This window comes from Mycobacterium sp. E342, assembly GCF_001667665.1.
GTDB lineage: Bacteria > Actinomycetota > Actinomycetes > Mycobacteriales > Mycobacteriaceae > Mycobacterium.
Map to the genome: position 1 here is coordinate 18,812 of NZ_LZJM01000237.1, position 24,586 is coordinate 43,397.

The following is a 24,586-nucleotide window of genomic DNA, read 5'->3' on the forward strand; positions in this document are numbered from 1 at the left end:
TCAGCTATCCGGTCGTTGAGGGGAAACCTTACTTCTCGGGTATCAGAAGCCGAAGTCGCCGCCGCCGGAATCCGAGCCACCGCCGCCGAAATCGGATCCGCCGAAGTCGGATCCGCCGCCGGAGTCCCAACCGCCGGAGAAGTCGACGTCTCCGCCACCCGAGTACGAGCCGCCGTTGCCCGCGAAGCCGGTGTCGCCGCCGGAGTCATAACCACCGCCGAACCCGACATCGCCTTGCGGGCTGTCATAACCGGCGCTTTGGCCGCCGTCGTAGCCGGTATCCGTGTACGCCGAATCGCGGCCGGCCTCGAAGCCGCGTTCGTAGCTGCCGCCCCAATGGTCGTCCAGCAGCGCATCCATCAGCAGGACGTCGGTGAGCGCCCAACCCCAGCCCGGACCCCAGAACGCGTATGGGTAGTACCCCGGGTAGAAGAACATCCCGTTGTAGTAGCCACCCCCGTAATAGTGGGGATAACCGGGCTGCGGGGCGGTGCTGTAGTTGTTGTTGTTGATCGTCACGTACTCCCCGGTGTCGGGGTTCTTCGTGCGCACCGAGGCCTGCTTGCGGTCGTCTTCGGGCACCGAGTCGACGGCGGCGACGTTCGGCGCAGGGCGACCGGGGTTGAGTTTCTGGTTGGCCTTGGCCACCGTCGACTGCACCACCCTCAGGTGCGCCCGCGCCGCGCCGTAGTCACCTGTCTCATAGGCCTTTCTGGCGTCATACAGGCTGGCGTTGGCCTTCGTGGACTCCGCGCTGACGTCCGTCTCGCTGTTGGTGAGCACCGCGTTGTCGAGGTCGCCGACATCCGCTGTGGCGGTGATCAATTCCTGCTTGATCTGCTCGCGCGCTGCTGCGTCCTTGCGGCGCTTGCCGCTTCGGCTCGCCACGAACCAGATCAAGCTGACCACGCTCAACGCGACGGCGAGGAAGACCAGCAGGGTCCACAACCATGCCCAGCGGTCGGGATTCTTGTGCACGGCAGGGGAGGTGGTGCTCGCCGGTCCCCCGGAGGGCACGTCCACCCTGGCCAATCTGCTGACGAATTCACTCGTCGCGCCCTGCGGGTCGTTCCGGTGAGCCCTGGCCGACTGGCTCATGAGCGGATCGACACTGTCCGCGATCGCCTTGGGCACGTTGTAGGCGCGCACGTGATAGCCGCGCGAGTCGATGACCAGAATGATCCCGCTGAACGCGGGATCGCGTCCGAGGATGACGTTGTGGATGGCATCCGGGGTGCTCACCCCCGTCTGCTTGGCGGCGACCGCCGCCACCCAGACCGGGGGCGTGGAACTCCACGTCCATCGGCTGGACAGGATCTGGTCGTTGAGCCTGTCGGGGTCCCGCAGCGGCGGATTCGCCGCCGGATCGGCCAGCACGTGCGTCTGGTCGTTGAACTTGCTCACCAGCTGATCGGTATAGGTGTCGGCCGACGCGAACGGCGCGAGCAGCAGCATCGCCAACGCCGCGGTGAACGGGGCCAGCGCAAGCCGACGGAATCGTAGGGTCACTTTCCTCCTGCCAGGGTCACTGAGTCGATCCTTGCGGCGGACCGGGAAAACGTCCACTGTCGACCCACGGTCCAGCCGTCGTAACCTTGACCGCGTGAACGCCCGGCGCAGCCCGTTTCGGGCCGACCTGCTGGCGGACAAGGTGGCGCTGATCACCGGCGGCGCCACCGGTCTGGGCCTGGAAATCGCCCGGGTGCTGGGCAGCCACGGCGCCCGGGTCGCCATCTGCAGCCGCAAGGAAGCCAACCTCCAGGCGGCCGTTGCGTCGTTGCGGGAGGCCGGCATCGAGGCCCGCTACGGCGTCTGCGACGTCCGGCACAGTGATCAGGTGACGGCCGTCGTCGACGACGTGCTGCAGGGGTTCGGCAGGCTCGACGTCGTCGTCAATAACGCCGCCGGCAACTTTCCAGTGCCGATCAGCGGCCTGGGCGCAGGCGGATTCAAAGCCGTGGTGGACATCGACCTCGTGGGGACGTTCAACGTGTCGAAGACGGCCTACGAGCTGTGGCTGCGTGATCACGGCGGATCAATAGTGAACATCAGTGCGGCCACGCAGTACCGCGGCATGGCGTTGCAGGCCCACGTCGTGTCGGCCAAGGCCGGCATCGATGCGTTCACCCGCGCCTGCGCCATCGAGTGGGGACCCGACGGGGTCCGGGTCAATGTCGTTGCGCCCGGGGCGATGTCGGGGACCGAGGGAGTCAAGCGGATCGCCGGGGACGACGCGCATCGCACGATGCAGAATCCCTTGCGGCGGCCCGGCTCGACCACCGAGGTCGCCGAAGCGGTGCTCTTCCTCGCCGGCGATGCGGCGTCGTATGTCACCGGGGCGACGCTCGTCGTCGACGGCGGTGGATGGCTGACCGCCAGCGGAGTGCCGGACCTACCGGGGTACCGCTAGCCTGACGCGATGTATCCGCGGGGGAGTACCGAGAAGTCCACACACGCCGCGGCCAAGACGTCGCCCAACTGGGGAGGGACCGGCGCGGCGAGGGTGAGCATCGCACCCGCCGATGGTGCCTTCAGGGTGGCGACGTTGCGGTCGGTGAGCAACAGAATGGCGTCGGACTCGACGTCGCTCCAACCGGTGTGAACGGTCATCAGGGTGAGTACACCAAGCGCTTGGCCGGTCGGCGACAACAGGCGGTGGTGCCATGCGTTGTCGGCCTTGTGTCCGGTGTGTGGCTGCACCACCGCCAGCACGGTGCCGCCCCCGTCTTCCAGGCGCGCCGCGCCGTCGGCGGGCACGATCCGTCCCACGGGTGTGTTCCCGTTGGTGATGGTGGTCGTTGCGGCCACCGCGATCTTGAGCTCATCGCCGGCCGCCGAGGACAGCTTGTATTCGCCTTTGCCCCCGTTCTTGAAGCCGAATAGCACCGCGGCACCGCCCTTTTGTTGTGCCCGCGCCAATTCGGTGCCGTCGGGGGTGGTGAGCGCGACACGCAGCGCGTTGGACGTCGACCTCGTCAGGCGAGCGAGGACGACCGTTGCATCGCCCAGCATTGACATGCCGAGATCCTAGGCCCGGCGCAGCCATTGTCGGCCGGGTTTCTCACATCTTTACGGTCAGCGGCCACACGTTCCAGATGTCGTCGCAGTACTCGGTGATCGCGCGATCCGAGGAGAATTTGCCGCTGCGAGCGGTATTGAGGATGGACATCTTCGTCCACGACTCCCTGTCCTGCCACGCGGCGCTCACCTGCTCCTGGCAGGTCACGTAGGACGCGTAGTCGGCGCACACCAGGAAGGGGTCCTCATGGCGCAGGTTGTCCACCAGCGGCCGGAACACCTCGGTGTCGCCGTGCGAGAACGTGCCGGCCGCAATGAGATCCAGCACCGTGCGCAGCTCGTCGTTGCGGTCGATGTAATCGGCCGGGCGGTATCCGCCCGCCTTGACGGCCTCGACCTCCTGCTCCGTCAGGCCGAACAGGAAGAAGTTCTCCGGCCCCACCTCGTCGCGCATCTCCACGTTGGCGCCGTCGAGCGTGCCGACGGTCAGGGCGCCGTTGATCATGAACTTCATGTTCCCGGTGCCCGACGCCTCCTTGCCCGCGGTGGAGATCTGCTCGGACAGATCGGCGGCCGGGTAGATCATGTGGGCGTTCTGCACGTTGAAGTTCGGCACGAATGCGACCTTCAGGAACCGGTTGACGTCCGGGTCGGCGTTGACGGTCTCCCCGACGGCGTTGATCAGCTTGATGATCCGCTTGGCCATGAAATAGCCCGGGGCGGCCTTGCCGCCGAAGATGAAGGCCCGCTGCGGAATCGACAGGCCGGGGTCCTGTTTGAGGCGGTGGTAGAGCGCCACGACGTGCAGGACGTTGAGATGCTGGCGCTTGTACTCGTGGATGCGCTTGACCTGAATGTCGAACATCCAGTCCGGGTCGAGGTCCACCCCCGCCACCGAGCGGATGTACTTGGCGAGGCGGGCTTTGTTGTTGCGTTTGATGTCGCGCCATTCCCGGCGGAAGGCGGCGTCGTCGACGAAGGGCTCGAGCCCGCGCAGGCGCCCCAGGTCGGTCAGCCAGCCGTCGCCGACGGTGCGGTCCAGCAGTTCCCGCAGTCCCGGATTGGCCAGCGCCAGGAAGCGGCGCGGCGTCACGCCGTTGGTCTTGTTGCTGAACCGCTCCGGCCACATCTCGTAGAAGTCTTTGAGCACACTACTTTTCAGAAGCTCCGAGTGCAGCGCGGCCACGCCGTTGATCGCGTGGCTACCGACGGTGGCCAGGTGCGCCATCCGCACGCTCTTGCCACCGTTCTCGCCGATGAGCGACATCCGGCCGACCCGCTCGTCGTCCCCGGGGAACCGGGCGCGCACCTCGTCCAGGAACCGGCGGTTGATCTCGTAGATGATCTCCAGGTGACGTGGCAGCGCCTCGGCGAACATGTCAAGCGGCCAGGTCTCCAGCGCCTCGGGCAGCAACGTGTGGTTGGTGTAGCCGAACGTCGCGACGGTGATCTCCCACGCCTCGTCCCAGTCCAGCTGGCGTTCGTCGACCAACAACCGCATGAGTTCGGCGACGCCGATCGACGGATGGGTGTCGTTGAGCTGCAACGCAAAACGCTGGGGAAGTTCCTTGACGGACACGTCGGCGAGATCGTCCATGATGTGCAGCACGTGCTGCAGTGAGCAGGACACGAAGAAATACTGTTGCAGCAGGCGCAGCTGTTTGCCCGCCTCGGGCTCGTCGTTCGGGTAGAGCACCTTGGTGACCGTCTCCGACATCACCTCGTCCTCGACCGCCCCGTAGTAATCGCCGGTGTTGAAGGCTTCCAATGCGAACGACTTGACCGCCCGCGCGCTCCACAACGTCAGCACGTTGCAGGTGTTGACGCCGTAACCCTGGATCGGCGTGTCGTAGGCGACGCCCTTCAGTACCCGCCCCGGCACCCATCGGACGCGGTCCTTGCCGGCGTCGTCCGTGTAGTGAGCCGCGTAGCCGCCCCACTTGACCAAGTAGTTGACGTCGGGTTTGGCGATCTCCCAGGGGTTTCCGTGGTCCAGCCAGTTGTCGGTCTGCTCGACTTGCCAGCCATCGTGGATCTCTTGATCGAAAATGCCGAACTCGTAACGGATTCCGTACCCGATCGCCGGGCGCTCCAGGGTGGCCAGCGAGTCCAGGTAGCACGCGGCGAGCCGGCCGAGGCCGCCGTTGCCCAGGCCCGGTTCCTCCTCGCACGAAAGGACGGTGTCCAGGTTCTGGCCCATCGCGGCCAGCGCTTCGCGGGCCGCCCGCTCCATGCCGAGATTGAGCAGGTTGTTGCCCAGTTGCGGACCCATCAGAAACTCCGCCGACAGGTAACAGGTCACCTTGCGGCCGAGATCGAGCGAGGTCTGGGTCGACACCACGCGGCGGTCCTGCATGCGGTCGCGCACGGCCAGTGCGAGCGCCCGGTAGTAGTGCTCGGGCCGGCGGGCCGCCGCGGGGCGGCCGATCGAGTAGCGCAGGTGGTCGTTGATGGCCCGTTGCAGCGCGGCCGCGCTCATCCCGGTGCGAGAGTGCTCAATCAGATCGGCCCGCGTGGGGCTGGCGGGAGCGATTCCGTCGGAGGGCGTCTGATCGACATCGGTCATGGTGAGTCCTACTCCCTCGAGGTTGCCGCAAATCAACCTGTCCGCCCGGGGGCGGCAGACCGTCAGTCTGGCAGTGATGTTTGCACACCGGGCGCGCAGTTGAAGGCTGTTACGTAAACACCAGCTCACGGGGCGGCGACGAAACGGCGTTGAGGGCAACGGCTCACGCCGGCACAGGAGCTCGGTGGCGGGAATGGAGCGCCGTCTGTCTCGAAGCGAGGGGTAGTAGGACGTCGGATGCGGATATGTTCCGACCATGTGGGACATCGACGGATGCAACGTGTTCGGAGACACCGCCGGCAGGGGAGAGCCGGTGCTGCTGTTGCACGGCTACCCGCAGAGCGCGTCCTGCTGGCGCCATCAGATCCCGGAACTGTCCGGAAACCATCATGTCGTGGCGCCGGACTGGCCGGGCTTCGGGCGGTCCGGTCCGCCACCCACCGTGCCCACCTACGACAACGAGGTAGAGCGGATCGAAAGGTTCGCCGAGGTGTTGGGGTGGCAGCGGTTCAACCTGTGCGCTCACGACTACGGCGGCTTCATCGGACTCGGCTATGCCATCCGCCATCCCGATCGGGTACTGCGACTCGCTCTTTTGAACACCCGCGCACATGGCACCTTCCGCCCATGGTTCTACCGCTTTTCACGGGCCCAGCGCTGGATCGCCACGCAGCCGGCGCTGTCCGAAGCCGCACAACACCTTCCGCTCGCCGCGCTGCACCATGTGGCGCTGGCGCGCTACCGAAGGCTCGGTTGCTTCGACACCGCGCTGGAAGCCGAGTATCTGGGGTGGATGAATTCGCCGGAAGGAAAGCGGAGGTTCTGGAACTTCTTCGCGCACTACCCGGTGCCCGCCGTGCCGTGGCTCGCGGAGGGATTGGGGACGATCCGGTGCCCGGTCGCCGTGATCTGGGGCGACCGCGATCCCTATATCCCGTTCGGCTCCGCGCGCGAACTGGTGGCGTCAATTCCGCGGGCCAAGCTGATTCGGCTGCGGGGCGCCGACCACTATGTCATGGAGGAACGCCCCGGCGAGGTGACCGCGGCGCTGCTCGATCTGCTGAGTGCGCCGCTCGCGCCTAGCGTCAGTGGGCGCCGGACAAGTTCAACGTGACCACGCCGGCGATGATCAACCCGACACCGACCACCTTGGCGACGGAGACCGTCGAGCCGAGAAACAGCACGGCGATGAGCACGATGAGGGCGGTGCCGATCGCCGACCACAACGCGTAAGCGACGTCTGTTTGCATACCGCGGGAGATCGACAGTGCCAGCAGCGCGAACGAGATGGCGTAACCCGTGAGGCAGATGACCGTCGGCCACAGTCGGCTGAAGCCCTCCGTGCTTTTGAGCAGGCTGGTCGCGGCTACTTCCGCAACGATGGCGCAGAGAAGAAGAACGTATGTCAAGGAGTCTCCTCGGACGAGCGACGGGCGGACTGTTTGGAGCTACCCCGAGGAGGATTCCTTGGGGTCTTGGGACTTCGCCTCGTCCTCAAGGGCCGCGAGATGGTCGTCGTGTGCGGCCTGCCAATGCTCGTCAGCCGCTTGTTGCAGTCGAGCGGCGGGCCCAAGTCCCTGCAGTGCGGCGCGCTGATAGCTGTTCGCCGTTCGCTCGTGCACCCGAGCCAACTCTTCGTGCCGCAGCGCCGCCGCGTGGTGCGCCTCTTTCGCGCGGCGCAAGGATTCCTCGGCGCGGCGGTGCGCCAGTGCCACCGACTCCGGCGTCGGGCGCTCGCCCGCGGCCAATTCCGTCCTGCGCTGGTTGAGCTCTTGCACCCGCTGTCGGACCTTAGCGGCCCGCTCCGAAGGACCCGATTGCCCACCGGAGGCAGTCTCGCCCATCACTAATTCCCATCCATCAGAGTCCCCGAGTGGGCGTCTTCTTCACCCGATGTAAGCGAGTATGACGTTACGCCGAAACGGTGCAGCCAAGACCGCGCGCTGCCACAACATGGCCTCGAGCCGCCACCGGCTCTGGCGACGCCTGCTTGGCTGGGCCGGGACCGTAACCTCGCAGTCGTGTCAAACGATTTGGACCGGCGACTCGGTCGCTACACGCCGGCGGCGCTCAGTGTGTTTCGGCTCGTCTACGGTTTGCTCTTCGCCGCATACGGGTCGAGGAGCCTGTTCGATTGGCCCGTCCGTTCGCCGGTTCGCGTCGAGTTCGGCTCGTGGCCCGGGTGGTATGCCGGGCTGATCGAAGTCGTCGCTGGTCTGCTCATCGCCACCGGCCTGTTCACTCGGGCCGTCTCGTTCGTGGCCTCGGGGCAGATGGCGGTCGCCTACTTCTGGATCCACCAACCCCAGGCGCTGTGGCCCGTCGCCGACCCGCCGGCGGGCAACGGCGGCGCGTTGGCGATCCTCTTCTGCTTCGCGTTCTTGCTGCTGGTCTTCGCAGGCGGCGGGAACTGCTCGATCGACGCGCTGCGGGCCAGGTCGGCCCTTTCGATCCAACCGCGATAATGGCATTCTCTGATACGGAGAAGCTATTTCCGTAGGAGGATCGAGGATGAGCGTTGACCAACGGTGCGAGGGGATGGTGGCCCTCGTCACCGGCAGCAGCCGCGGGCTGGGCAAGGCGATCGCCGGACGGCTCGCCGCGCGCGGCGCGACGGTCGCGCTGACGGCCCGCACGATGGACCCCGACCCCAAGTACCGGGGATCGCTGAGGGAAACCCTCGACGAGATCGTGGCCGCCGGCGGAAAGGCCGTCGCGGTCCAGGCCGACCTGTCCCAACCCGAGGAGCGAGCAAGGCTTTTCGCCAAGGTGGTCGACGCGGTCGGGGCCCCGGACATCCTGGTCAACAACGCGGCGGTGACCTTCCTGCGCCCCTTGGACGCGTTTCCCGAACGCCGGGCCCGCCTCATGCTGGAGATGCATCTTCTCGGCCCACTGCAGTTGAGCCAGCTGGCGATTCCCGCGATGCGCGAGCGCAGCCGGGGCTGGATCCTGAACCTCACCTCGGTGGGCGGCGACCTGCCGCCGGGCCCGCCGTTCTCGGAGTTCGACCGCACCGCCGGGTTCGGCATCTACGGGACGGTCAAGGCCGCGCTGAACCGGCTGACGAAAAGCCTTGCGGCCGAGCTGTACGACGACGGCATCGCCGTCAACGCCGCCGCGCCCAGCAATCCGGTGGCCACGCCCGGGGCGGGCACCCTCGACCTGGCCAAGACCGACACCGAGGACATCGAACTGATCACCGAGACCGCCTTCCGGCTGTGCACCGGCGATCCGAAGAGCCTGACCGGTCTCATCGCGCACACGCAGCCCTTCCTCGCCGAACACGGCTGGACGAAGTCCGCCGGCTGAATGGCCGAACTCGACGCGGGCCACCTGCGGCGGCAACTGGAAGCCGCCGGCGTCACCGGCGTCACCCCTCTGTCCGGGGGCGCTTCCAGCCTGACCTTCCAAGGCGCCCTGGGCGAACGTCTAGTGGTGATCAAGGTCGCCCCGCCTGGCGTCGACCCGGTCGGGCACCGGGACGTGCTGCGTCAGGCCCGCATCATCAAAGCGCTTGCCGACACACGGGTTCCGGTGCCCGAGGTGCTGTGGGAAGACCCGGGGGACCCGCCGCACACGCCGCCCTCCTTCGTGATGTCCCGCGTCGAAGGCGACTGTGTTGAGCCGCTTTTCGACGGTTGTACCGATTCGCTAGGCATTTCCGAGCGGTATCGCGACGCATGTCGAGCCATGGCCGCGCTGCACAACCTTTTACCGAGCGGGCTTGGCTTGGATGATGAACCGGTTGTCGATGCGTTCGCAGAAGTCTGGCGGTGGTCCGACACGCTGCGAACGGTCGACCCGACGCTGGTGCCCGGTTGGCCGACGGTGCGTGATGCGTTGTTGAGTTGCGCCCCAACGGCTATGCGGCCGAGCGTGGTGCACGGTGACTTCCGGCTGGGCAACCTGATCGCCTCGGGGCCGCGCATCAACGCGGTCATCGATTGGGAGATCTGGTCGGTGGGCGATCCGCGCATCGACGTTGGCTGGTTCCTGATCAACTGCGACCCGGACACCTATAGGCGCGTTCCGGGTTCGGCGGGTATGGTGCCGCCCGTGGCCGAGCTCACCGAGCTGTACCAAGAAGAGCTGGGTCGCAAGGTCACCGACGTGGCCTGGTTCATGGCGCTGGCGTGCTTCAAGTCGGCGGCGACGTGGTCGCTGATCGTCAAGCACAACCGGCGAACGCGCACACCACGGAAGGAACTGGAAGACATGGCGGCAACACTCCCGAGACTGCTGGGCCGGGCGCGGTCACTGCTGGATTAACGGGGCACCCGGTCAGCTGCAGTTGGCGTGGAGATTTAGGCACCACATTCCGACACCACCCCAGTCACCCGACGAGCCGACCGAATCTTCGTAAGGGTTCGTCATCGTGGTCGGGTACTGGATCTGCCATTCGTCGATCGTCGGAATGTCGTCCACCTGGCCCGGGTCCGGAGACGCGAGGGCCCTTCCGACCGAGAATCCGGTGCCGCCCGTCAAAGCCGCAAGGGCCGTCAATCCCACGATGAGTAGAGCAGCATACCTACGCTTCATCGTCGTGGCCCTTCTGTCGGCTGCCTAAATGCCGGCTAACTGCGCCCAATTCTACCTTCGGTGTCCATATCGCATAAGAGTTACGAACACACAACAACTTCGATCGGCCGCCCAGCAAATTTCGCGACTCGAATCGGCGAGTGCGTACCTTTGCGTGCGTGAGGCCGATAGCCGTGGTCGTTCGTCGCGCCGTGGTGCTCGCCGTTTGCCTCGTCATGTCTGTGGTCGCGGCACCGGCGGCGACCGCCGATCCCGATGACGGTCCCGAGATCGAGCCTGCCGCTGCAGCTTCGGCACCGGCCGCGGGGTCGGTGCCCTCGAATCCCCCCGTCATCCTCAACACCCCGGACGGCTGGACCCTGGGGCTGGGCGCGAAGGACGAGACGCAAGTCCCGGTGGCACCGCTGACCACCTCCATCGCGTCGCGCGAATACATGGCCAGCGGCATCTACGTCGGCTCCCTGAAAGGACCGGAAGAGCCCCACGGAATCCTGGAAGTGGGCTATCAGATCGGCTGCGGGATCGATATGAGCACCTCCAACGGCGTCATCATGGAGGGCGGTGTCGGCGTCATCCCGGGCGTCAGCCCCACCTTCGACACCACCGGTACATTGCCGCCCCTGCTGCCGTTTGTTTCGACTCCGATGAACGGCGTGATGAGCATCGGAATGAAACCGGGCCTCGTCCTCACGGTGCCGGTGATCAAGAAGAACTTCAAGGGTGCCAATCCCTGGGTGATGATCAGCAACTTCCACATCAAGATCGACGGATGCGTGGGCCAGTCGTTCATCCGCTCCTACGCGGTGCTGACCCGGATGACCGACCTGTCCGACATCGTGGTGTCGTACGTCGGCGTCACCAAATCCGTCTAAGGCCGATGGTGGCGACCCGCTTCGCCCGGCTCCGCCGCGCTAGCGATCGCCACGGGCCGATGGTGGCGACCCGCTTCGCCCGGCTCCGCCGCGCTAGCGGTCGCCACGGGCCGATGGTGGCGACCCGCTTCGCCCGGCTCCGCCGCGCTAGCGATCGCCACGCCGCGGGGGGATGCCGGCCAGCCTGTCGGCGAACTTCGCTTCCGCGGCCGCGCGCAAGCGCAGCAAGTGTTCGGACGGGAACAAATCGGGCGCGGGCTCGCGGTCCTTCAACAGCAGCTGGGCCAGCGTCACTTTGTGCACCTCCGTCGGGCCATCGGCAAGGCCCAGAACGAACGACTCCACCAAGTACTGGACGAAGGGCATCTCATGGGTGGTGCCGAGCGATCCGTGCAGCTGCAGCGCACGCGCCGACACGTCGTGCAGGACCTTCTGCATCATCGCCTTCACCGCCGAGATGTCCGCCCGCACCGCCCGATAATCGTTGAATTGGTCGATCTTCCAAGCGGTTTGGAGGGTGAGCAGCCGGAAGGCCTCGATCTCCATCCACGAGTCGGCGACCATCTCCTGGACGAGTTGCTTGTGGGACAGCGCCTCGCCCTGGGTGTACCTCGACACGGCGCGCTCGCAGAGCATGTCGAAGATCCGGCGGACCAGGCCGACGGTGCGCATCGCGTGGTGAATCCGCCCGCCGCCGAGGCGGGTTTGCGCGACGACGAAGGCCCCACCCCGCGGGCCCAGCATGTGGTCGGCCGGCACGCGGACGTTCTCGTAGCGGACGTAGCCCTCGCGTCCGCCGCCCAGCGGCTGGTAACCCAGGCCGACGTCGCGCAGCACGTTGATGCCGGGAGTGTCGCCGGGAACGACGAACATCGAATACCGCTGATAGGGCGGCGCGTCGGGATCGGTCATGGCCATCACGATCAGGAACGACGCCATCGAGGCGAAGGAGGAGAACCACTTCTCCCCGTTGATGATCCAGTGGTCGCCGTCGGCCACCGCGGTGGTCCGGAAGACCTTCGGATCCGCACCGCCTTGCGGCTCGGTCATCGAAAAGCAGGAAACGATGCGGTTGTCGAGCAATGGCTCGAGGTAGCGGGCCTTGAGCTCCGGCGTGCCGTAGTGCGCCAGGATTTCGCTGTTGCCCGAGTCGGGGGCCTGGGAGCCGAACACGATCGGCGCGCATTCCGAGCGGCCCAGGATCTCGTTGAGCAGGGCCAGCTTCACCTGACCGTGACCGGGTCCGCCGAGATGCGGACCGAGGTGGGTGGCCCAGAGGCCACGCTCCTTGACGATCTGCTGCAGCGGCGGGATCAGCGCCTGGCGGACGGGATCGTTGAGGTCGTGTGACTCCTTGACGATCATGTCGATCGGCTCGCACTCCGCGCGCACGAAATCCTCGACCCATTCGAGTTGCCGTGCCCACTCGGGATCGGTGGAGAAGTCCCACGACATGCGCCGTCCTCTCTAGATTGTTCGTGCTGAGCCGGTTCGGGGCGGGCCGGTCATGACGACCACTTCTTGCGGCGCTCGGCGGCCTCGTCGGTGGCGTGCGCGATCACCTGGTTGCGGTTCTCCAGCTCCAGCGCCGCCGAGAGGCTCGCGGCGTCGGTATTGACCTGTAGGGCGCGCTTGGTCAGCTGCGCGCCCAGCGGGGAATGGCTCGCGATCAGCGCCGCCAACTCGACGGCCCGCTCCGCCAACCGGTCCGGCGCGACGACCTCACTGACCAGGCCGCGCCGATCGGCCTCGCCCGCCGACACCGTGCGGCCGGTGAGCATCCAATCGGCGGCCACGCTGGTGCCGACGATGCGCGGCAGGTGGTAGCTCATGCCCATCTCGGCGCCGGAGAGGCCGAGCAGGATCGCGGCATTGCCGAACGATGCGTTCTGCGAACAGATTCGGATGTCGGCGGCCAGGCACAACGCGAGTCCGGCTCCGACGCAGGGTCCGTTGACCGCGGCGACGACCGGTTGCGGCAACGCGCGGACGTCTTCCGCGAGGGCGGCCATCCGCTCCTGGAAGCGCATCCGGTCGAGCGCGGGCGCGGTGGCGTCCGGCATCGAAGGGCCGAAATCGCGCACGTCGATCCCGGCGCAGAAGCCCCGCCCGGCGCCGGTGATCACCAGAGCATGCACTGAGCGGTCGGTGGCCAAATCGGCCAGCATTCGGCCCAGTTCGGTTTGCATCGCCTCGTTGATGGCGTTGAGCTGGTTCGGGCGGTTCAGGCGCAGCACGACGACCCCGTCGCACGGCCGCTCGAGCCCTAGCGTGCCCGCCACCTTCACACTCGCTCGATGATGGTCGCCGTACCCATGCCGCCGCCGGTGCACATGGTCACCAGACCCGTTGTCAGGTCACGGCGTTCGAGCTCGTCCAGCAGGGTGCCGATGAGCATCGCCCCGGTCGCGCCGATGGGATGCCCGAGCGCGATGGCACCGCCGTTCACATTGACCACGCAGGGGTCGATGTCGAGATCGCGCATGGTCTTGAGCGGAACCGCGGCGAAGGCCTCGTTGATCTCCCAAAGGTCGATGTCCTCCACCGTCATGCCGGCCCGGTCCAGGCATCGCTGGGCCGCCGGGCCGGGTGCGGTGAGCATGATGACCGGTTCGCTGCCGATCGACGCGGTCGCGCGGATCTGTGCTCGCGGGGTGACGCCCTCGGCGTGCATCCAGTTGGACGACGCGACGAGCACGGCGGCGGCGCCGTCGACCACCCCGGACGAATTACCCGCGTGGTGCACATGATCGATGTGGTCGATGCCGGGATAGCGCGCGATGCAGATCTCGTCGAACGTGCGGTGCTCCCCGTCGGCGCGGGTGCCGCCCATCTCGGTGAAGGCGGGTTTGAGGCGCGCCAGCGTCTCGGTGGTGGTGCCGGGCCGCGGATGTTCGTCGCGGCCGAACGGGCCGGCGGGCGTGGGAACGTCGATCAGCGAACGCACGAACCGCCCCTCGTCGATCGCCGCGGCCGCGCGGTCCTGGCTCTGCGCGGCGTAGGCGTCGACGGTTTCACGGGTGAAGCCCTCCAGCGTGGCGATGAGGTCGGCCGAAATACCCTGGGGCACCGTCGGATACCGCGCGCGGAAGTCCGGGTTCTGGCCGTCGATCGTCGGGGTTCCCGCGGTGACGCCCCACCTGGACATCGATTCGACTCCGCCCGCGATCACCAGATTCTCGTTGCCGGCGGCGATCGACGACGCCGCGACGGTGACGGCTTGTTGGCCCGATCCGCAGAATCGGTTCAGCGTCATCCCCGGCACGGTCTCGGGCCATCCGGCCAGCAGGACCGAGAGGCGCGCGATGTCGTCGCCGTGGTCACCGCTCAAGATGCCGTTGCCGGCGACCACGTCGTCGACATCGGCCGGCTCGAAGCCGGTCCGCTCGGCGAGCGCGGTGAGGCAACGAGCGAACAGGGCCTGCGGGTGGACCGCGTGCAGGCCGCCGTCGGGGCGGCCGCGGCCGCGGGGGGTGCGCACCGTATCGAGAATCCAGGCGTCGATGACGGACTCCCATCGTTCGCAGGCTCACGGGACACCGGTATCGTAATTCGTCTCTCGGCTGTGGAGAACAACCTTCTCCGAATTGGCGAAGCTATTCTCCCGTGCCGTGGCCGCGATGCCGCATGCCGTCACTCGTCACGCGGGCCATACCGGCCTCGGGGCGGGAGGGATCGACCGTCTGCCCTGTACGTGCAGCAGATCGGGCCGGACAAGGACGGCTCCTTCGCGGCGTGGGAGCGCGACGTGCTGCCTCAGGTCCGCGGCTGAGCTTCCGCTTCGGCATCGCCGTAGAAGCCCGCCCGAAGCAACGCGGTGATCTCGCTGACCAACGGCATCCGCGGATTTGTACGGTTGCTGAGATCCTCGAACGCCGTCATCGCCAACGCGGGCAGCGCCGTCAGGAATTGCTCCTCGCCGATGCCGTGCTCGCGCAGCGATCGCGGCATGCCCAGCCGATTCAGTAGCTGGTCGACCCCGCGAAACAACCGGCCACGGCATTCCTCCGGCTCGTGCCCGCCGAAAATCAGCCGGCCGAGCTGCGCGTACTTGTCCGGCGCCACGTAGGCGGCATATCCCGGCGCGGGCATGAACTTGCTCGGCAGGCTTGCGTTGTAGCGCAGCACATGCGGCAGGAAGATGCCGTTCGCCCGGCCGTGCGAGATCCCGAATTTCGCGCCGACGGCATGCGCGAGCGCATGATTGGTCCCGACGAACGCATTCGAAAACGCAAGCCCGGCAAGGGTTGCCGCATTGGACATGTCGGTTCGCGCGGACAGGTCGTCGGGATCGTCGTATGCCCGCGGCAGCGCGTCGAAGATCAGCCGTGCCGCCTGGGCGCACAACGCATCCGTATAGGGCGACGCAAAGATCGAGACGCAGGCCTCCAGGGCATGGGTCAGCGCATCGATGCCCGTGTCGGCGGTCAGCTTCCGCGGCATCGACGAGGTCAGGACCGGGTCGACGATCGCGAGATCGGGCACCAGGCTGTAGTCGACGAGCGTCTCCTTCTTGCCGCGCACCGTCAGCACCGCCGCCGGCGAGACTTCCGACCCGGTACCCGATGTCGTTGGGACGGCGACCAATTGGACGCGATGCCGGTCGGCCGGATAGTCGGCCACGCGCTTGCGCGGGTCGAGGAACGGCATCGTCAATTCGTCGAGGCTCTTCTCCGGGTGTTCGTAGAACAGGCGGATTGCCTTGCCGGCGTCCAGCACCGAGCCACCGCCGACGGCGACCAGCAGATCGGGTTGGACCCGTTGCAGCAGCGCGACACCACGGCGGATGGTTGCCTCGTCGGGCTCCGGTGTCACCTCGCCGAACACCTGCACGTGCTGGGCGCGCAGCTTGGGTCGGAGCTGCTCGACCACGCCGCGCTCTTCGGTGAGGGCGTCGGTGATCACCACGACGGTCTCGGCGTCGAGCTCGCGCAGGTTGTCCAGTGCGCCTTCGTTGAAGTAGGTGTTGGACGGGACGCGGAACCATTGCGGCGGGGTGCGGCGGCGCGAGACGGTCTTGATGTTCATCAGTTGGCGGTAGTTGACGTTCTCCGTCGTGCTGGACCCGCCCCAGGTGCCGCACCCCAGCGAGAACGTGGGGGTCAGGTTGTTGTAGACCCCGCCGAGCGCCCCGACCGCAGTAGGAGCGTTGACCAGGATGCGGCCGGTGCGAACCGCCAGGCCGTACGCCTCGATGACGTGCTCGTCGTTGGCGTACACCGCCGAGGTGTGACCCAGCCCCCCGTGCTCGGTGACCAGGACGGCCACGTCGATGGCGTGCCGCACGCCGCGTGCGCGCACCACCCCGAGCACCGGCATCAGCTTCTCGGCCAACAGCGGATGGGCGGCGAGTTCGTCCAGGTCCGCAGGGAGCTGCGCCAGCAGCACCTTCACGGTCGGTGACACGCTGAAACCCGCCCGGGCGGCCAGCTCCGAGGCCTTCTGCCCGACCGCGTCGAGCGAGATCTTGTCGCCGCAGCCAAACGCGAACTCCGCCACCGCCGTGGCCTCGTCGGGGGTGAGCAGTTGGGCGCCCATCCGCTCGAACTCGGCCATCATCTCGTCGTATATCTCGTCGTCGATGATGCACGTTTGCTCGGCAGGGCAAATGACCGACGAGTCAAAGGTTTTCGAGATCAGGATGTCGACGACCGCGCCTTTGAGGTCCGCCGTCTTGTGAACGTAGATCGGCGCGTTGCCCGGGCCGACGGACAGGCCCGGCTTCCCGGCCGCATTCGCCAGCGCGACGATCTTCGGTCCGCCCGTGACCCAGATGAAATCGACTCCTGCGTGCTTGAACAGGTAGTGCGTCACCTCGTGCGCGGCGTCGGGAATGACCTGCAGCGCCCCGGGCGGCATGCCGGCGGCCTCGGCCGCCGGGCGCAGGATTTCCAGGGTGCGTTCGCAGCAGCGCACCGCATACGGTGACGGCCGAAACAGGATCGCGTTGCGGGTCTTGGCGGCGACGATCGCCTTGAACAGCACGGTCGAGGTCGGGTTGGTCACCGGCGTGATGGCCAGTACGACCCCGATCGGTTCGGCCACATAGGCGATGTTGTGCTCGACGTCCTCGTCGATGACCCCCACCGATTTCTTGTCGCGCAGGTAATCGTGCAGGAACTCGGTGGCCACGTAGTTCTTGACGACCTTGTCCTCGAAGACGCCGAAACCCGTCTCCTCGATCGCGACACCAGCCAGCTCCCCGGCGGCGCGAACCCCGGCGCGCACCATCGCCTCGACGATCGCATCGACCTTCTCCTGGCCCAGCTCGCGGAATGCCCGGGCTGCCTCGGCCGCTTCCTCGACGATCGCGTCGACTTCGCGTCTGCGTTGTTCGGGTATCGCGGGTGCTTCGGGGGAGGAGGCCGGCTGAGTTTGCGTAGTGGTCATGATCGTGTTCTCGACTGAGGAAGGAGGCTGAGCGTCTCCAGAATGAGCAGACGCCGCACCGCCCGCCTAGGGCTGAAAGGCCCTCGACGAGTTGGCCCGGTCAGGCCACATCTGGCGCGTGCGGACCGTCCGCGGTGCCCAGGCCGCGCCGATACTGGCGCTCATGCACATCACCGTCGACCTCGACCTGTGTGAGGGTCATGGGCAGTGCCTGCTGGCCGCTCCCGACGTTTTCGACATTCCCGACGGTGCCGAACAAGTGGTGGTCCTCGAGCCGGACCCGCCCGAAGCCGAGCGGGAACGGGTGATCCGGGCGGCGGCGATGTGCCCGGCGCAAGCGATCCGAATCCTTAACTGAGGCGGTTGGTTTCGGCAACGTCATCGAGCAACCGGTAACGTCCGGCCAACGCGGCGGCCGCAATGCGGTTGCTCACCCGAAGCTTGTGCAGCAGCGCGGCCACCATGCGTTTGGCGGTGCGCTCCGACACCAGCATTCGCTGGGCGATGTCGCCGGTTTCCACGCCGATCGCGAGCAGCGTCCATAGTTGAAGGTCCTGGGCGGACAGGCTGTCCAGCAGTTCCGACGGCGGCTTGCGAGTGTTGCTCAGCAGCGCGTCGAGCAGCGCGCCGTCGACGACCCGCAAGCCCTCCGCGACGGTCCACAAGGGTCCCGCCAGCGATTCGGGCCTCGCGGTCTTGGGCAGAAAGCCGTCCGCGCCGGCCCGCAACGCCTCTTCGGCCAGCGCCAGGTCCTCGGTCCCCGACAGCGCCAGTATCCGGGTCGTCGGGCGGCGCGCCTTGATGTGCCGGATGGCGGCAACCCCGCCCAGCGGCGGCATCGACAGGTCGATGATCGCGACGTCGGCGTCGCAGCGGGCCACCAGGTCGGCGGCCTCTTCCACGTACGTCGTCTGGCCGCCGACGGTGAACAGCTCGCCCCACTCGCGGGTGAGCAACAGGGCAAGGCCCTGCGCGAAAAGCTCATGGTCGTCCACGATCACCACGACATACGGCGAGCGAGTCATTGCCGCGATGCTAGCCCCAACTCTATGGTCAGCTGGGTGAGACCGCTCGATCAGCCCGGAACGACGGTGGACTTCGACGGCGGGGACTACGGGCTGGCCCGCACCGTCGTCGCGGTCCGGGTCGCCGTCGTCATCTCCATCGGTGTGTTGCTGGCGATCGGACCCCAATGGGTCCGTCAGCACACGGCGGCCACCGTCGCGGTGCTGAGCGGCGCGATGGTTTACGCCGCCATCGTGATGGCCTACCCGCAGCTGGAGGTCCGGCGCACCCGGTACGCGTGGCTGGTCACCGCCTTCGACTCGGCGTTCACGCTGGCGCTGATCGCCCTGAGCGGGGGCGTCTACAGCCCCGTGGTTGCGGTGCTGGCGCTGGCGGTCATCGCCTCGGCGGCGCGCCTTTCCTTCAGCGAAACCCTGCTGGTCGCGCTCCTGTTGGGCGCCGCCTATATCCCCGTGGCGCTGATCTCGTCGCCGCAACGTCCCGTTACCCCGGCTCCGGCGCTACAGGCCGGCTGGTCGGCGGTGTACCTGCTGTTCGTCGCGATCATCACCGCGGGGCTGTCGGCCCTCGCCGAACGCGAACACCGTTCCCGAGTGCGCGCACTGGTCGAAGCCGAGGCCGAACACGCCGCCGCCGAGGAGGAACGCGACCTGCGAGCGCGCCTGCTGCGGTCCTACCAGTCGCAACAAGATGGGCTTCAGGTGCTGGTGCACGAATTCCGCACTCCCGTCACGTCTTTGGAGGCGCTGACCGAGGCGCTGACTTCGGCGCAGCCGATGTCGAAGGCCGACCGGGAGACCAGTTTGCTGCTGGTGGAACGCCACGTGCATCACCTGGCCGACATGCTCGACGCGTTGTCCGACGTCGCGCTCAGTCGCCGCCCGACGTTCTCCGCGGGCCGGATTCGCCGCGTCGAAGTGGCCGACCTCGTCGTCGCCGCCGCCGATGCGGTCGGGTTGGCACCACCGCGGTTGCGGCTGAGCGTCGCCGGCGACGTCGGGGCCGTGGCCGTCAACGCCCAGGGGTTGCGCCGGCTGCTGACCAACCTCCTGGAGAACGCCTCCCGGCACGGCCGTCGTGAACCCGTCGACGTCACCTGCTCGCGCGAAGGCGACGAGCTGGTCGTCGCGGTGGCCGACCGGGGCCCGGGTATCCCGGCCGAAAACCTCGGTGAGCTGACCGCCAAATACGTCAGCGTCGGCGGCCAACGCGGCACCGCGGGCCTTGGCCTGTGGATCGTGCAGCAGCTCGCCGAGGCGATGGGCGGCCGGGTCGACTTCGCCGCGCGCGACGGCGGCGGCCTGGTCGCCACCTTCCGCGCACCTGTCGCCTGATCGAGCGGTTCCACGCGCTGGCCCGCGCAGGCCAGTGATTGGCACTTGCGTCTGTGCCGCGCCGCCGTCGCGCTGGCCAGCATGGGTGCGATGCGGCGGTGACGTGCACCACAGCACACCGCCAGAAAGGCCCCACGATGACCGCTCCAACGACCGCGCCCACCCACAAGGACATCGATCTGAGCGCCCGGGAGTTCTGGGCGAGACCGCCGGAGGAGCGCGACGCCGCCTTCGCCGTCCTGCGCGCGGAGAACCCGGTGCCGTGGAGCCGTCCCGCGGAATCGGACCTGCTGCCCCCTGAGCTCAACACCAGGGGGTTCTGGTCGCTGACCAAGCAGGACGACATCCGGATGGCCAGCCGTCACCCGGAGATCTTCTCCTCGGCCCAGGGCATCACGATGGAGGACTTCGCCCCCGAGGCGGTCGAGATCGCGCAGTCGTTCATCGCGATGGACGCCCCACGGCACACCCAGCTGCGCGGCATCACGACGGAGGCCTTCAAGCCCAAGAATGTGCGCCGGCTCGAGAGCTGGATCCGCGGCCACGCCCACGATCTGGTCACCGAGATGGCCCACCTGGGCGAGGGCGACTTCGTCCAACTCGTGTCGGTCAAACTGCCCGGCCGGATCTTCGGCAGCTTCTTCGGGCTGCCGGAAGGCGACCTGCGGGACAAGGCCGTCACCGCCGCCCAGCGCCTGGTGGGGTGGACCGACCCGAACATCCGCGGCGAGCAGAGCGAGCTCGAGCTCTTCATGGGGGCCGTGATGGACCTGCACGAGGTGGCGACGGTGTTGATCCCCGAGCGGCGGGCCAATCCCGGTGACGACCTGATGACCTGGATGGTGCAGGCAGAGTTCGACGGCAAGAAGATGACCGACGACGAGCTGAAGGCGTTCTTCGTGTTGATGGGCGTCGCGTCCAACGACACCACGCGGCACGCCTCGGCCCACGCCATCGCCGCCCTGTCGAAGTTCCCCGACCAGCGCGCGCTGCTCGCCGACGACGTCGAGGGCCGGGTCGGTACCGCCGTTGAGGAGGTGCTGCGCTGGGGATCGCCGTTGCTGCACATGCGCCGCACGGCCACCCAGGACATCACCGTGCGCGACGCGCACATCAAGGCTGGCGACAAGGTGGTGCTGTGGTACTACTCCGGCAATCGCGACGAGGACGTGTTCGATGATCCGCACACGTTCAACATCCTGCGAAACCCGAACCCGCACATCGCCTTCGGTGGCGGCGGCCCGCACTTCTGCCTGGGTGCGGCACTCGCCCGAACCATGCTCAAGGCGTTGCTGACCGAGGTGTACACGCGCATCCCCGACATCTCGGCGCCCGAGCCTCAGTACGCCCTGGCCAACTTCATCAACGGCGTCAACAGCCTGCCCGCGACCTGGACGCCGGAACGATGAAGACGAAGGCGGCGGTGCTGTGGGGGCTGCACCAGAAGTGGGAGGTCGAAGAGGTCGACCTCGACGGGCCCAGGGAGAACGAGGTTCTGGTCAAGGTGGCCGCCGCGGGGCTGTGCCACTCCGATGACCACCTGATCACCGGCGACATGCCGATGCAGCTACCGGTGGTCGGCGGGCATGAGGGCGCCGGCGTCGTCGTCGATGTCGGCCCTGGGGTCACAGAAGTGGCCCCGGGCGATTCGGTCGCGCTGAGCTTCATCCCGGCCTGCGGTCGCTGCGAACCGTGTTCGCGGGGCATGAGCAACCTGTGCGTGCTCGGCGCCGCCATCATCGCCGGACCGCAACTCGACGGCACCTTCCGGTTCCATGCCAAAGGACAAGGGCTGGGCCAAATGTGCGTGCTGGGGACCTTCTCGGAATACACCGTGGTGCCACTGGCCTCGGTGATCAAGGTGGACCCGTCCACCGCGCTGGACACCGCCGCGCTGGTCGGCTGCGGGGTCACGACCGGCTACGGCAGCATGGTGCGCACCGGTGAGGCGCGTGATGGCGACACCGTGGTGGTCATGGGGGTCGGCGGGATCGGGATGAACGCGGTGCAGGGCGCGCGGATCGCGGGAGCACGGGTCATCGTCGCCGTCGATCCCGTGGAGTACAAGCGGTGCCGTTCGCTGGAGTTCGGCGCCACGCACACGGCGGCGACGGTGGAGGAGGCGCAAGCCCTGATCACCGACCTGACGCGCGGTCAGATGGCCGACGTCTGCGTGGTCAGCACCGATTCGGCCGAGGGGGCTTATGTTGCGCAGGCGCTGAGCCTGGTCGGCAAGCGCGGCAGGGTGGTGATGACCGCGATCCCGCACCCGGCCGACACCTGCGTCGACATGTCGCTGTTCGACTTGACCCTGTACGAAAAGCAGGTCCGCGGATCGCTTTTCGGATCGTCTAATCCACGCCACGACATACCGCGGATGCTCGACCTGTACCGCGCCGGTCGGTTGAAGCTCGACGAGCTCGTCACGCGCGAGTACGCCCTGGAGGAGATCAACACGGGCTACGCCGACATGCACGCCGGCGTGAACCTCCGCGGGCTGATCCGGTTCTGAACCGGGCCACCGATGATCGGCCTGATCACCCTCGTCGTCATTTTCGCTGCCCCGCTCGGCATTCCGGCCGGGGTCAGCGCCGCGCACCACGCCGCCGACCGATGGCGGAGTTTCGCGCGATGGCGCCGACGGATCCGATGACAAGAGCGAGGGACGACATGACTGGCATTGCGCACTATCCGATGTACATCGACGGGCGTTGGCGTGACACCTCGAGCAGGATAGAGGTGCGCGATCCCGCGACGGATGAAGTGGTCGCGACCGTTGCCCGCGGCGACGTCACCGTGGCCGACGAGGCCGTCGCCGCCGCGAAGGCGGCACATGCCTCCGGCGTCTGGCGGCTGACGCCCCCTGCCGAACGCGCCCGCATCCTCGACGCGATCGCTGACAACCTTGCCGCGCGGCTGAACGAACTGACCATGCTGCAGGTACGCGAAAACGGTGCGACCGCACGTTCCGCGGGTGCTTTCCTGCTGGGTTACTCGATCGCCCACCTGAAATACTTCGCCTCGTTGGCCCGCTCGTATGCGTTCGAGGAAACCGGACCCCTGATCGAAGCGCCGACGCTGGCCACCGGCGTGCTACGGCGCGAACCGGTCGGCGTCTGCGCCGGCATCGTGCCGTGGAACTTCCCGTTGCTGCTGGCGGTGTGGAAGCTGGGTCCGGCCCTGGCAGCAGGCAACACGATAGTGCTCAAGCCCGACGATAATACTCCGCTGACGCTGCTCGAATTGGCCAGGGCGGCAGACGCAGTCGGGCTGCCGGCGGGGGTGCTGAACGTCGTCACCGGGCCCGGTCCGGTGGTGGGCGCCCGGCTCGCCGAACACCCCGATGTTCGCAAGGTGGCCTTCACCGGCTCGACCGAAGTCGGCAAGACCGTGATGCGCGCCGCCGCCGACAACGTCAAGAGGGTCACCCTCGAGTTGGGGGGCAAGGGCGCCAACATCGTCTGCGACGACGCCGATCTGGACCTGGCGGTGGACGGCACGCTGTTCGGATTCCTGCTGATGTGTGGTCAGGCCTGCGAGTCCGGGACCCGCCTGTTGCTACACGAGTCGATTCACGACGAGTTCGTGCGACGGCTGGTCGCCCGCGCGTCCACCCTCGTCGTGGGCAATCCGCTGGACCCGGCCACCGACGTCGGCCCGCTGATATCGGCCAAACAGAAGGCGCGGGTGGAGAAGTACATCGCGCTCGGCCAGGAGGAGGGATGCAAGATCGCCTACCAGGGGACGGTTCCCGCCGAACCCCGCATCGCCGACGGCCATTGGGTCGCGCCGACGATCCTGACCGGGGCCACCAACGACATGCGGGTGGCGCGGGAGGAGATCTTCGGGCCGGTGCTCGTCGTGATCAAGTGCGCCGACGACGCCGACGCGGTCGCGATCGCCAACGACAGCGAGTACGGGCTGTCCGCGGGGGTGTGGAGCACGGACAACGAACGCGCATTGGCGATTGCGCGCGAATTGGAGTCCGGCACGGTGTGGATCAACGACTGGCACATGGTCAACGCGATGTTCCCCTTCGGCGGTGTGAAGCAGAGCGGTCTGGGGCGGGAACTGGGACCCAGCGCCCTCGACGAGTACACCGAGCAGAAGTTCGTCCACGTCGACATGACCAACGACCGTGCCAAGCGGGTCTACGCCGTCGTCGTGTCCGCTCCCGCAGAGGCCTGATCGATGTACCCGGCCGTCCACGCCACCACCGATCCCGACCGGCCCGCCGTTATCCTGGCCGAGACCGGGGATGTCTTGACCTACCGGCGACTCGACGAGAATTCCGCGGCGCTGGCGCGGGTGCTGTACGACGCCGGACTCCGCCGTGGCGATGTCGTCGCACTGCTGTCCGACAACGCGGCCGAGGTCCTGGAGGTGTATTGGGCGACGCAACGATCGGGCCTGTACATCACCGCCGTCAATCACCACCTCACGGCGCAGGAGGCCGCCTACATCGTGTGTGACTCGGGTGCACGCGCGCTGATCGCCTCGGGCGGGCTCGCCGGCCTTGCGGCCGAAGTCGCCGCACAGGCCGGCGGCCCCGGCCTGCGGCTGGCATTCGGTGGCGCCGTCCCCGGTTTCGCCTGCTACGAAAGCACTCTTGCGGCGGCCGGTCCGCGCTTGAGCGAGGAACCAGCCGGGGCGGTCATGCTCTACTCCTCCGGCACAACGGGTTTCCCCAAGGGCGTCAAGCCCCCGCTGCCGGCCCGCCGTATCGACGAACCGGGCGATCCGATCCTGGCCATGGCGAGCGATTTCTACGGAATCGAAGCCACCGACATCTATCTGTCCCCGGCGCCGGTCTACCATGCCGCACCATCGCAGGGGTG

23 protein-coding genes and 1 pseudogene are annotated in these 24,586 nt (G+C 67.4%); 12 read left to right on the top strand and 12 right to left on the bottom strand.

What is annotated here, in order from left to right; translation table 11 throughout:
• Positions 1-42: 42 nt before the first annotated feature.
• Positions 43-1,509, bottom strand: a complete 1,467-nt coding sequence (locus A5692_RS18435) for a hypothetical protein (RefSeq protein WP_068058434.1) — start codon at positions 1,507-1,509, stop codon at positions 43-45.
• A gap of 94 nt (positions 1,510-1,603) precedes the next feature.
• Here A5692_RS18435 and A5692_RS18440 point away from each other — a divergent pair, with 94 nt between their 5' ends.
• Positions 1,604-2,410: an SDR family oxidoreductase gene (locus tag A5692_RS18440; RefSeq protein ID WP_068058436.1), complete on the top strand. Its 807-nt coding sequence runs from the start codon at positions 1,604-1,606 to the stop codon at positions 2,408-2,410.
• On the opposite strand, the gene A5692_RS18445 is transcribed toward A5692_RS18440, so the two are convergent.
• Positions 2,407-3,018, bottom strand: coding sequence for a hypothetical protein (locus tag A5692_RS18445; protein ID WP_156766155.1), 612 nt, complete (start codon positions 3,016-3,018; stop codon positions 2,407-2,409). The genes A5692_RS18440 and A5692_RS18445 overlap by 4 nt on opposite strands.
• Before the next feature lie 43 nt (positions 3,019-3,061).
• Positions 3,062-5,497, bottom strand: a complete 2,436-nt coding sequence (locus A5692_RS18450; RefSeq protein WP_068058469.1) for a glycogen/starch/alpha-glucan phosphorylase — start codon at positions 5,495-5,497, stop codon at positions 3,062-3,064.
• Between the two features lie 343 nt (positions 5,498-5,840).
• On the opposite strand from A5692_RS18450, the gene A5692_RS18455 reads away from it, so the two are divergent.
• A complete protein-coding gene (locus A5692_RS18455; protein WP_068058439.1) occupies positions 5,841-6,698 on the top strand; it encodes an alpha/beta fold hydrolase in 858 nt (285 codons plus the stop codon).
• Here A5692_RS18455 and A5692_RS18460 read toward each other — a convergent pair.
• Together A5692_RS18460 and A5692_RS18465 are read right to left on the bottom strand one after the other, a co-directional pair.
• Positions 6,670-6,993 (bottom strand): multidrug efflux SMR transporter, encoded by a 324-nt coding sequence (locus tag A5692_RS18460; RefSeq protein WP_068058440.1) that lies wholly within the window; start codon positions 6,991-6,993, stop codon positions 6,670-6,672. The genes A5692_RS18455 and A5692_RS18460 overlap by 29 nt on opposite strands.
• 39 nt (positions 6,994-7,032) lie before the next feature.
• On the bottom strand, positions 7,033-7,428 hold the full coding sequence (locus tag A5692_RS18465) for a hypothetical protein (RefSeq protein WP_068058441.1): 396 nt from the start codon (positions 7,426-7,428) through the stop codon (positions 7,033-7,035).
• 177 nt (positions 7,429-7,605) lie between these two features.
• On the opposite strand from A5692_RS18465, the gene A5692_RS18470 reads away from it, so the two are divergent.
• Genes A5692_RS18470 through A5692_RS18480 form a run of 3 tightly spaced genes read left to right on the top strand, consistent with a single transcriptional unit; the run spans position 7,606 to position 9,856 of the window.
• A complete protein-coding gene (locus A5692_RS18470) occupies positions 7,606-8,049 on the top strand; it encodes a DoxX family protein (RefSeq protein ID WP_068058442.1) in 444 nt (147 codons plus the stop codon).
• A 46-nt stretch (positions 8,050-8,095) separates the two neighbouring features.
• Entirely contained in the window at positions 8,096-8,896 is an 801-nt protein-coding gene (locus tag A5692_RS18475; RefSeq protein ID WP_068058443.1) for an SDR family NAD(P)-dependent oxidoreductase, read from the top strand.
• The gene (locus tag A5692_RS18480) at positions 8,897-9,856 is read left to right on the top strand and encodes a phosphotransferase family protein (RefSeq protein WP_068058444.1); all 960 of its coding nucleotides are present in this window, start codon (positions 8,897-8,899) and stop codon (positions 9,854-9,856) included.
• A 12-nt stretch (positions 9,857-9,868) separates the two neighbouring features.
• On the opposite strand, the gene A5692_RS18485 is transcribed toward A5692_RS18480, so the two are convergent.
• The gene (locus tag A5692_RS18485; protein WP_231984369.1) at positions 9,869-10,096 is read right to left on the bottom strand and encodes a hypothetical protein; all 228 of its coding nucleotides are present in this window, start codon (positions 10,094-10,096) and stop codon (positions 9,869-9,871) included.
• Between the two features lie 245 nt (positions 10,097-10,341).
• Between A5692_RS18485 and A5692_RS18490 the strand changes: the two genes are divergently transcribed.
• Positions 10,342-10,998 (top strand): MspA family porin, encoded by a 657-nt coding sequence (locus tag A5692_RS18490; protein WP_068058471.1) that lies wholly within the window; start codon positions 10,342-10,344, stop codon positions 10,996-10,998.
• On the opposite strand, the pseudogene A5692_RS29960 reads toward A5692_RS18490, so the two are convergent.
• The 5 genes and pseudogenes from A5692_RS29960 to adhE form a co-directional block, all read right to left on the bottom strand.
• Positions 10,995-11,159, bottom strand: a pseudogene (locus A5692_RS29960) (2-isopropylmalate synthase); the annotation flags it as partial. The gene A5692_RS18490 and the pseudogene A5692_RS29960 sit on opposite strands and share 4 nt — an antisense overlap.
• A complete protein-coding gene (locus A5692_RS18495; protein WP_068058448.1) occupies positions 11,146-12,453 on the bottom strand; it encodes an acyl-CoA dehydrogenase family protein in 1,308 nt (435 codons plus the stop codon). The pseudogene A5692_RS29960 and the gene A5692_RS18495, both read right to left, overlap by 14 nt.
• A 50-nt stretch (positions 12,454-12,503) precedes the next feature.
• Positions 12,504-13,280 (bottom strand): enoyl-CoA hydratase/isomerase family protein, encoded by a 777-nt coding sequence (locus tag A5692_RS18500; protein ID WP_369830302.1) that lies wholly within the window; start codon positions 13,278-13,280, stop codon positions 12,504-12,506.
• 2 nt (positions 13,281-13,282) lie between these two features.
• Positions 13,283-14,479 carry an acetyl-CoA C-acetyltransferase gene (locus A5692_RS18505; protein ID WP_231984370.1) on the bottom strand — a complete coding sequence of 399 codons (1,197 nt, stop codon included), beginning with the start codon at positions 14,477-14,479 and terminating at the stop codon, positions 13,283-13,285.
• Between the two features lie 275 nt (positions 14,480-14,754).
• Entirely contained in the window at positions 14,755-17,388 is a 2,634-nt protein-coding gene (adhE, locus tag A5692_RS18510) for a bifunctional acetaldehyde-CoA/alcohol dehydrogenase (RefSeq protein WP_068058456.1), read from the bottom strand.
• Positions 17,389-17,506: 118 nt separating this feature from the next.
• Here adhE and A5692_RS18515 point away from each other — a divergent pair, with 118 nt between their 5' ends.
• Entirely contained in the window at positions 17,507-17,746 is a 240-nt protein-coding gene (locus tag A5692_RS18515; protein ID WP_369830303.1) for a ferredoxin, read from the top strand.
• Here A5692_RS18515 and A5692_RS18520 read toward each other — a convergent pair.
• Positions 17,739-18,413, bottom strand: coding sequence for a response regulator transcription factor (locus tag A5692_RS18520; RefSeq protein WP_197514503.1), 675 nt, complete (start codon positions 18,411-18,413; stop codon positions 17,739-17,741). The two genes, A5692_RS18515 and A5692_RS18520, sit on opposite strands and share 8 nt — an antisense overlap.
• A gap of 36 nt (positions 18,414-18,449) precedes the next feature.
• On the opposite strand from A5692_RS18520, the gene A5692_RS18525 reads away from it, so the two are divergent.
• The 5 genes from A5692_RS18525 to A5692_RS18545 all read left to right on the top strand — a co-directional run.
• Complete coding sequence (locus A5692_RS18525) at positions 18,450-19,748, top strand: sensor histidine kinase KdpD (RefSeq protein ID WP_068058476.1); 1,299 nt, start codon at positions 18,450-18,452, stop codon at positions 19,746-19,748.
• A 137-nt stretch (positions 19,749-19,885) separates the two neighbouring features.
• On the top strand, positions 19,886-21,157 hold the full coding sequence (locus A5692_RS18530; RefSeq protein WP_068058458.1) for a cytochrome P450: 1,272 nt from the start codon (positions 19,886-19,888) through the stop codon (positions 21,155-21,157).
• A complete protein-coding gene (locus A5692_RS18535) occupies positions 21,154-22,260 on the top strand; it encodes an NDMA-dependent alcohol dehydrogenase (protein ID WP_068058460.1) in 1,107 nt (368 codons plus the stop codon). The genes A5692_RS18530 and A5692_RS18535 overlap by 4 nt, the downstream gene beginning before the upstream one ends.
• Positions 22,261-22,418: 158 nt before the next feature.
• Positions 22,419-23,936 (top strand): aldehyde dehydrogenase, encoded by a 1,518-nt coding sequence (locus tag A5692_RS18540; RefSeq protein WP_068058462.1) that lies wholly within the window; start codon positions 22,419-22,421, stop codon positions 23,934-23,936.
• Between the two features lie 3 nt (positions 23,937-23,939).
• The coding region (locus tag A5692_RS18545) for an AMP-binding protein (protein WP_156766156.1) at positions 23,940-24,586 on the top strand (647 nt) is incomplete at its 3' end.

What these genes read in the sequence shown, in the direction of transcription:
- A5692_RS18520 (WP_197514503.1), bottom strand. Translation starts at nt 18,413, where the DNA reads ATGACTCGCTCGCCGTATGTCGTGGTGATCGTGGACGACCATGAGCTT.
- A5692_RS18540 (WP_068058462.1), top strand. Translation starts at nt 22,419, where the DNA reads ATGACTGGCATTGCGCACTATCCGATGTACATCGACGGGCGTTGGCGT.
- A5692_RS18530 (WP_068058458.1), top strand. Translation starts at nt 19,886, where the DNA reads ATGACCGCTCCAACGACCGCGCCCACCCACAAGGACATCGATCTGAGC.
- A5692_RS18455 (WP_068058439.1), top strand. Translation starts at nt 5,841, where the DNA reads ATGTGGGACATCGACGGATGCAACGTGTTCGGAGACACCGCCGGCAGG.
- A5692_RS18475 (WP_068058443.1), top strand. Translation starts at nt 8,096, where the DNA reads ATGAGCGTTGACCAACGGTGCGAGGGGATGGTGGCCCTCGTCACCGGC.
- A5692_RS18465 (WP_068058441.1), bottom strand. Translation starts at nt 7,428, where the DNA reads ATGGGCGAGACTGCCTCCGGTGGGCAATCGGGTCCTTCGGAGCGGGCC.
- adhE (WP_068058456.1), bottom strand. Translation starts at nt 17,388, where the DNA reads ATGACCACTACGCAAACTCAGCCGGCCTCCTCCCCCGAAGCACCCGCG.
- A5692_RS18480 (WP_068058444.1), top strand. Translation starts at nt 8,897, where the DNA reads ATGGCCGAACTCGACGCGGGCCACCTGCGGCGGCAACTGGAAGCCGCC.
- A5692_RS18535 (WP_068058460.1), top strand. Translation starts at nt 21,154, where the DNA reads ATGAAGACGAAGGCGGCGGTGCTGTGGGGGCTGCACCAGAAGTGGGAG.
- A5692_RS18450 (WP_068058469.1), bottom strand. Translation starts at nt 5,497, where the DNA reads ATGAGCGCGGCCGCGCTGCAACGGGCCATCAACGACCACCTGCGCTAC.
- A5692_RS18445 (WP_156766155.1), bottom strand. Translation starts at nt 3,018, where the DNA reads ATGTCAATGCTGGGCGATGCAACGGTCGTCCTCGCTCGCCTGACGAGG.
- A5692_RS18490 (WP_068058471.1), top strand. Translation starts at nt 10,342, where the DNA reads ATGTCTGTGGTCGCGGCACCGGCGGCGACCGCCGATCCCGATGACGGT.
- A5692_RS18495 (WP_068058448.1), bottom strand. Translation starts at nt 12,453, where the DNA reads ATGTCGTGGGACTTCTCCACCGATCCCGAGTGGGCACGGCAACTCGAA.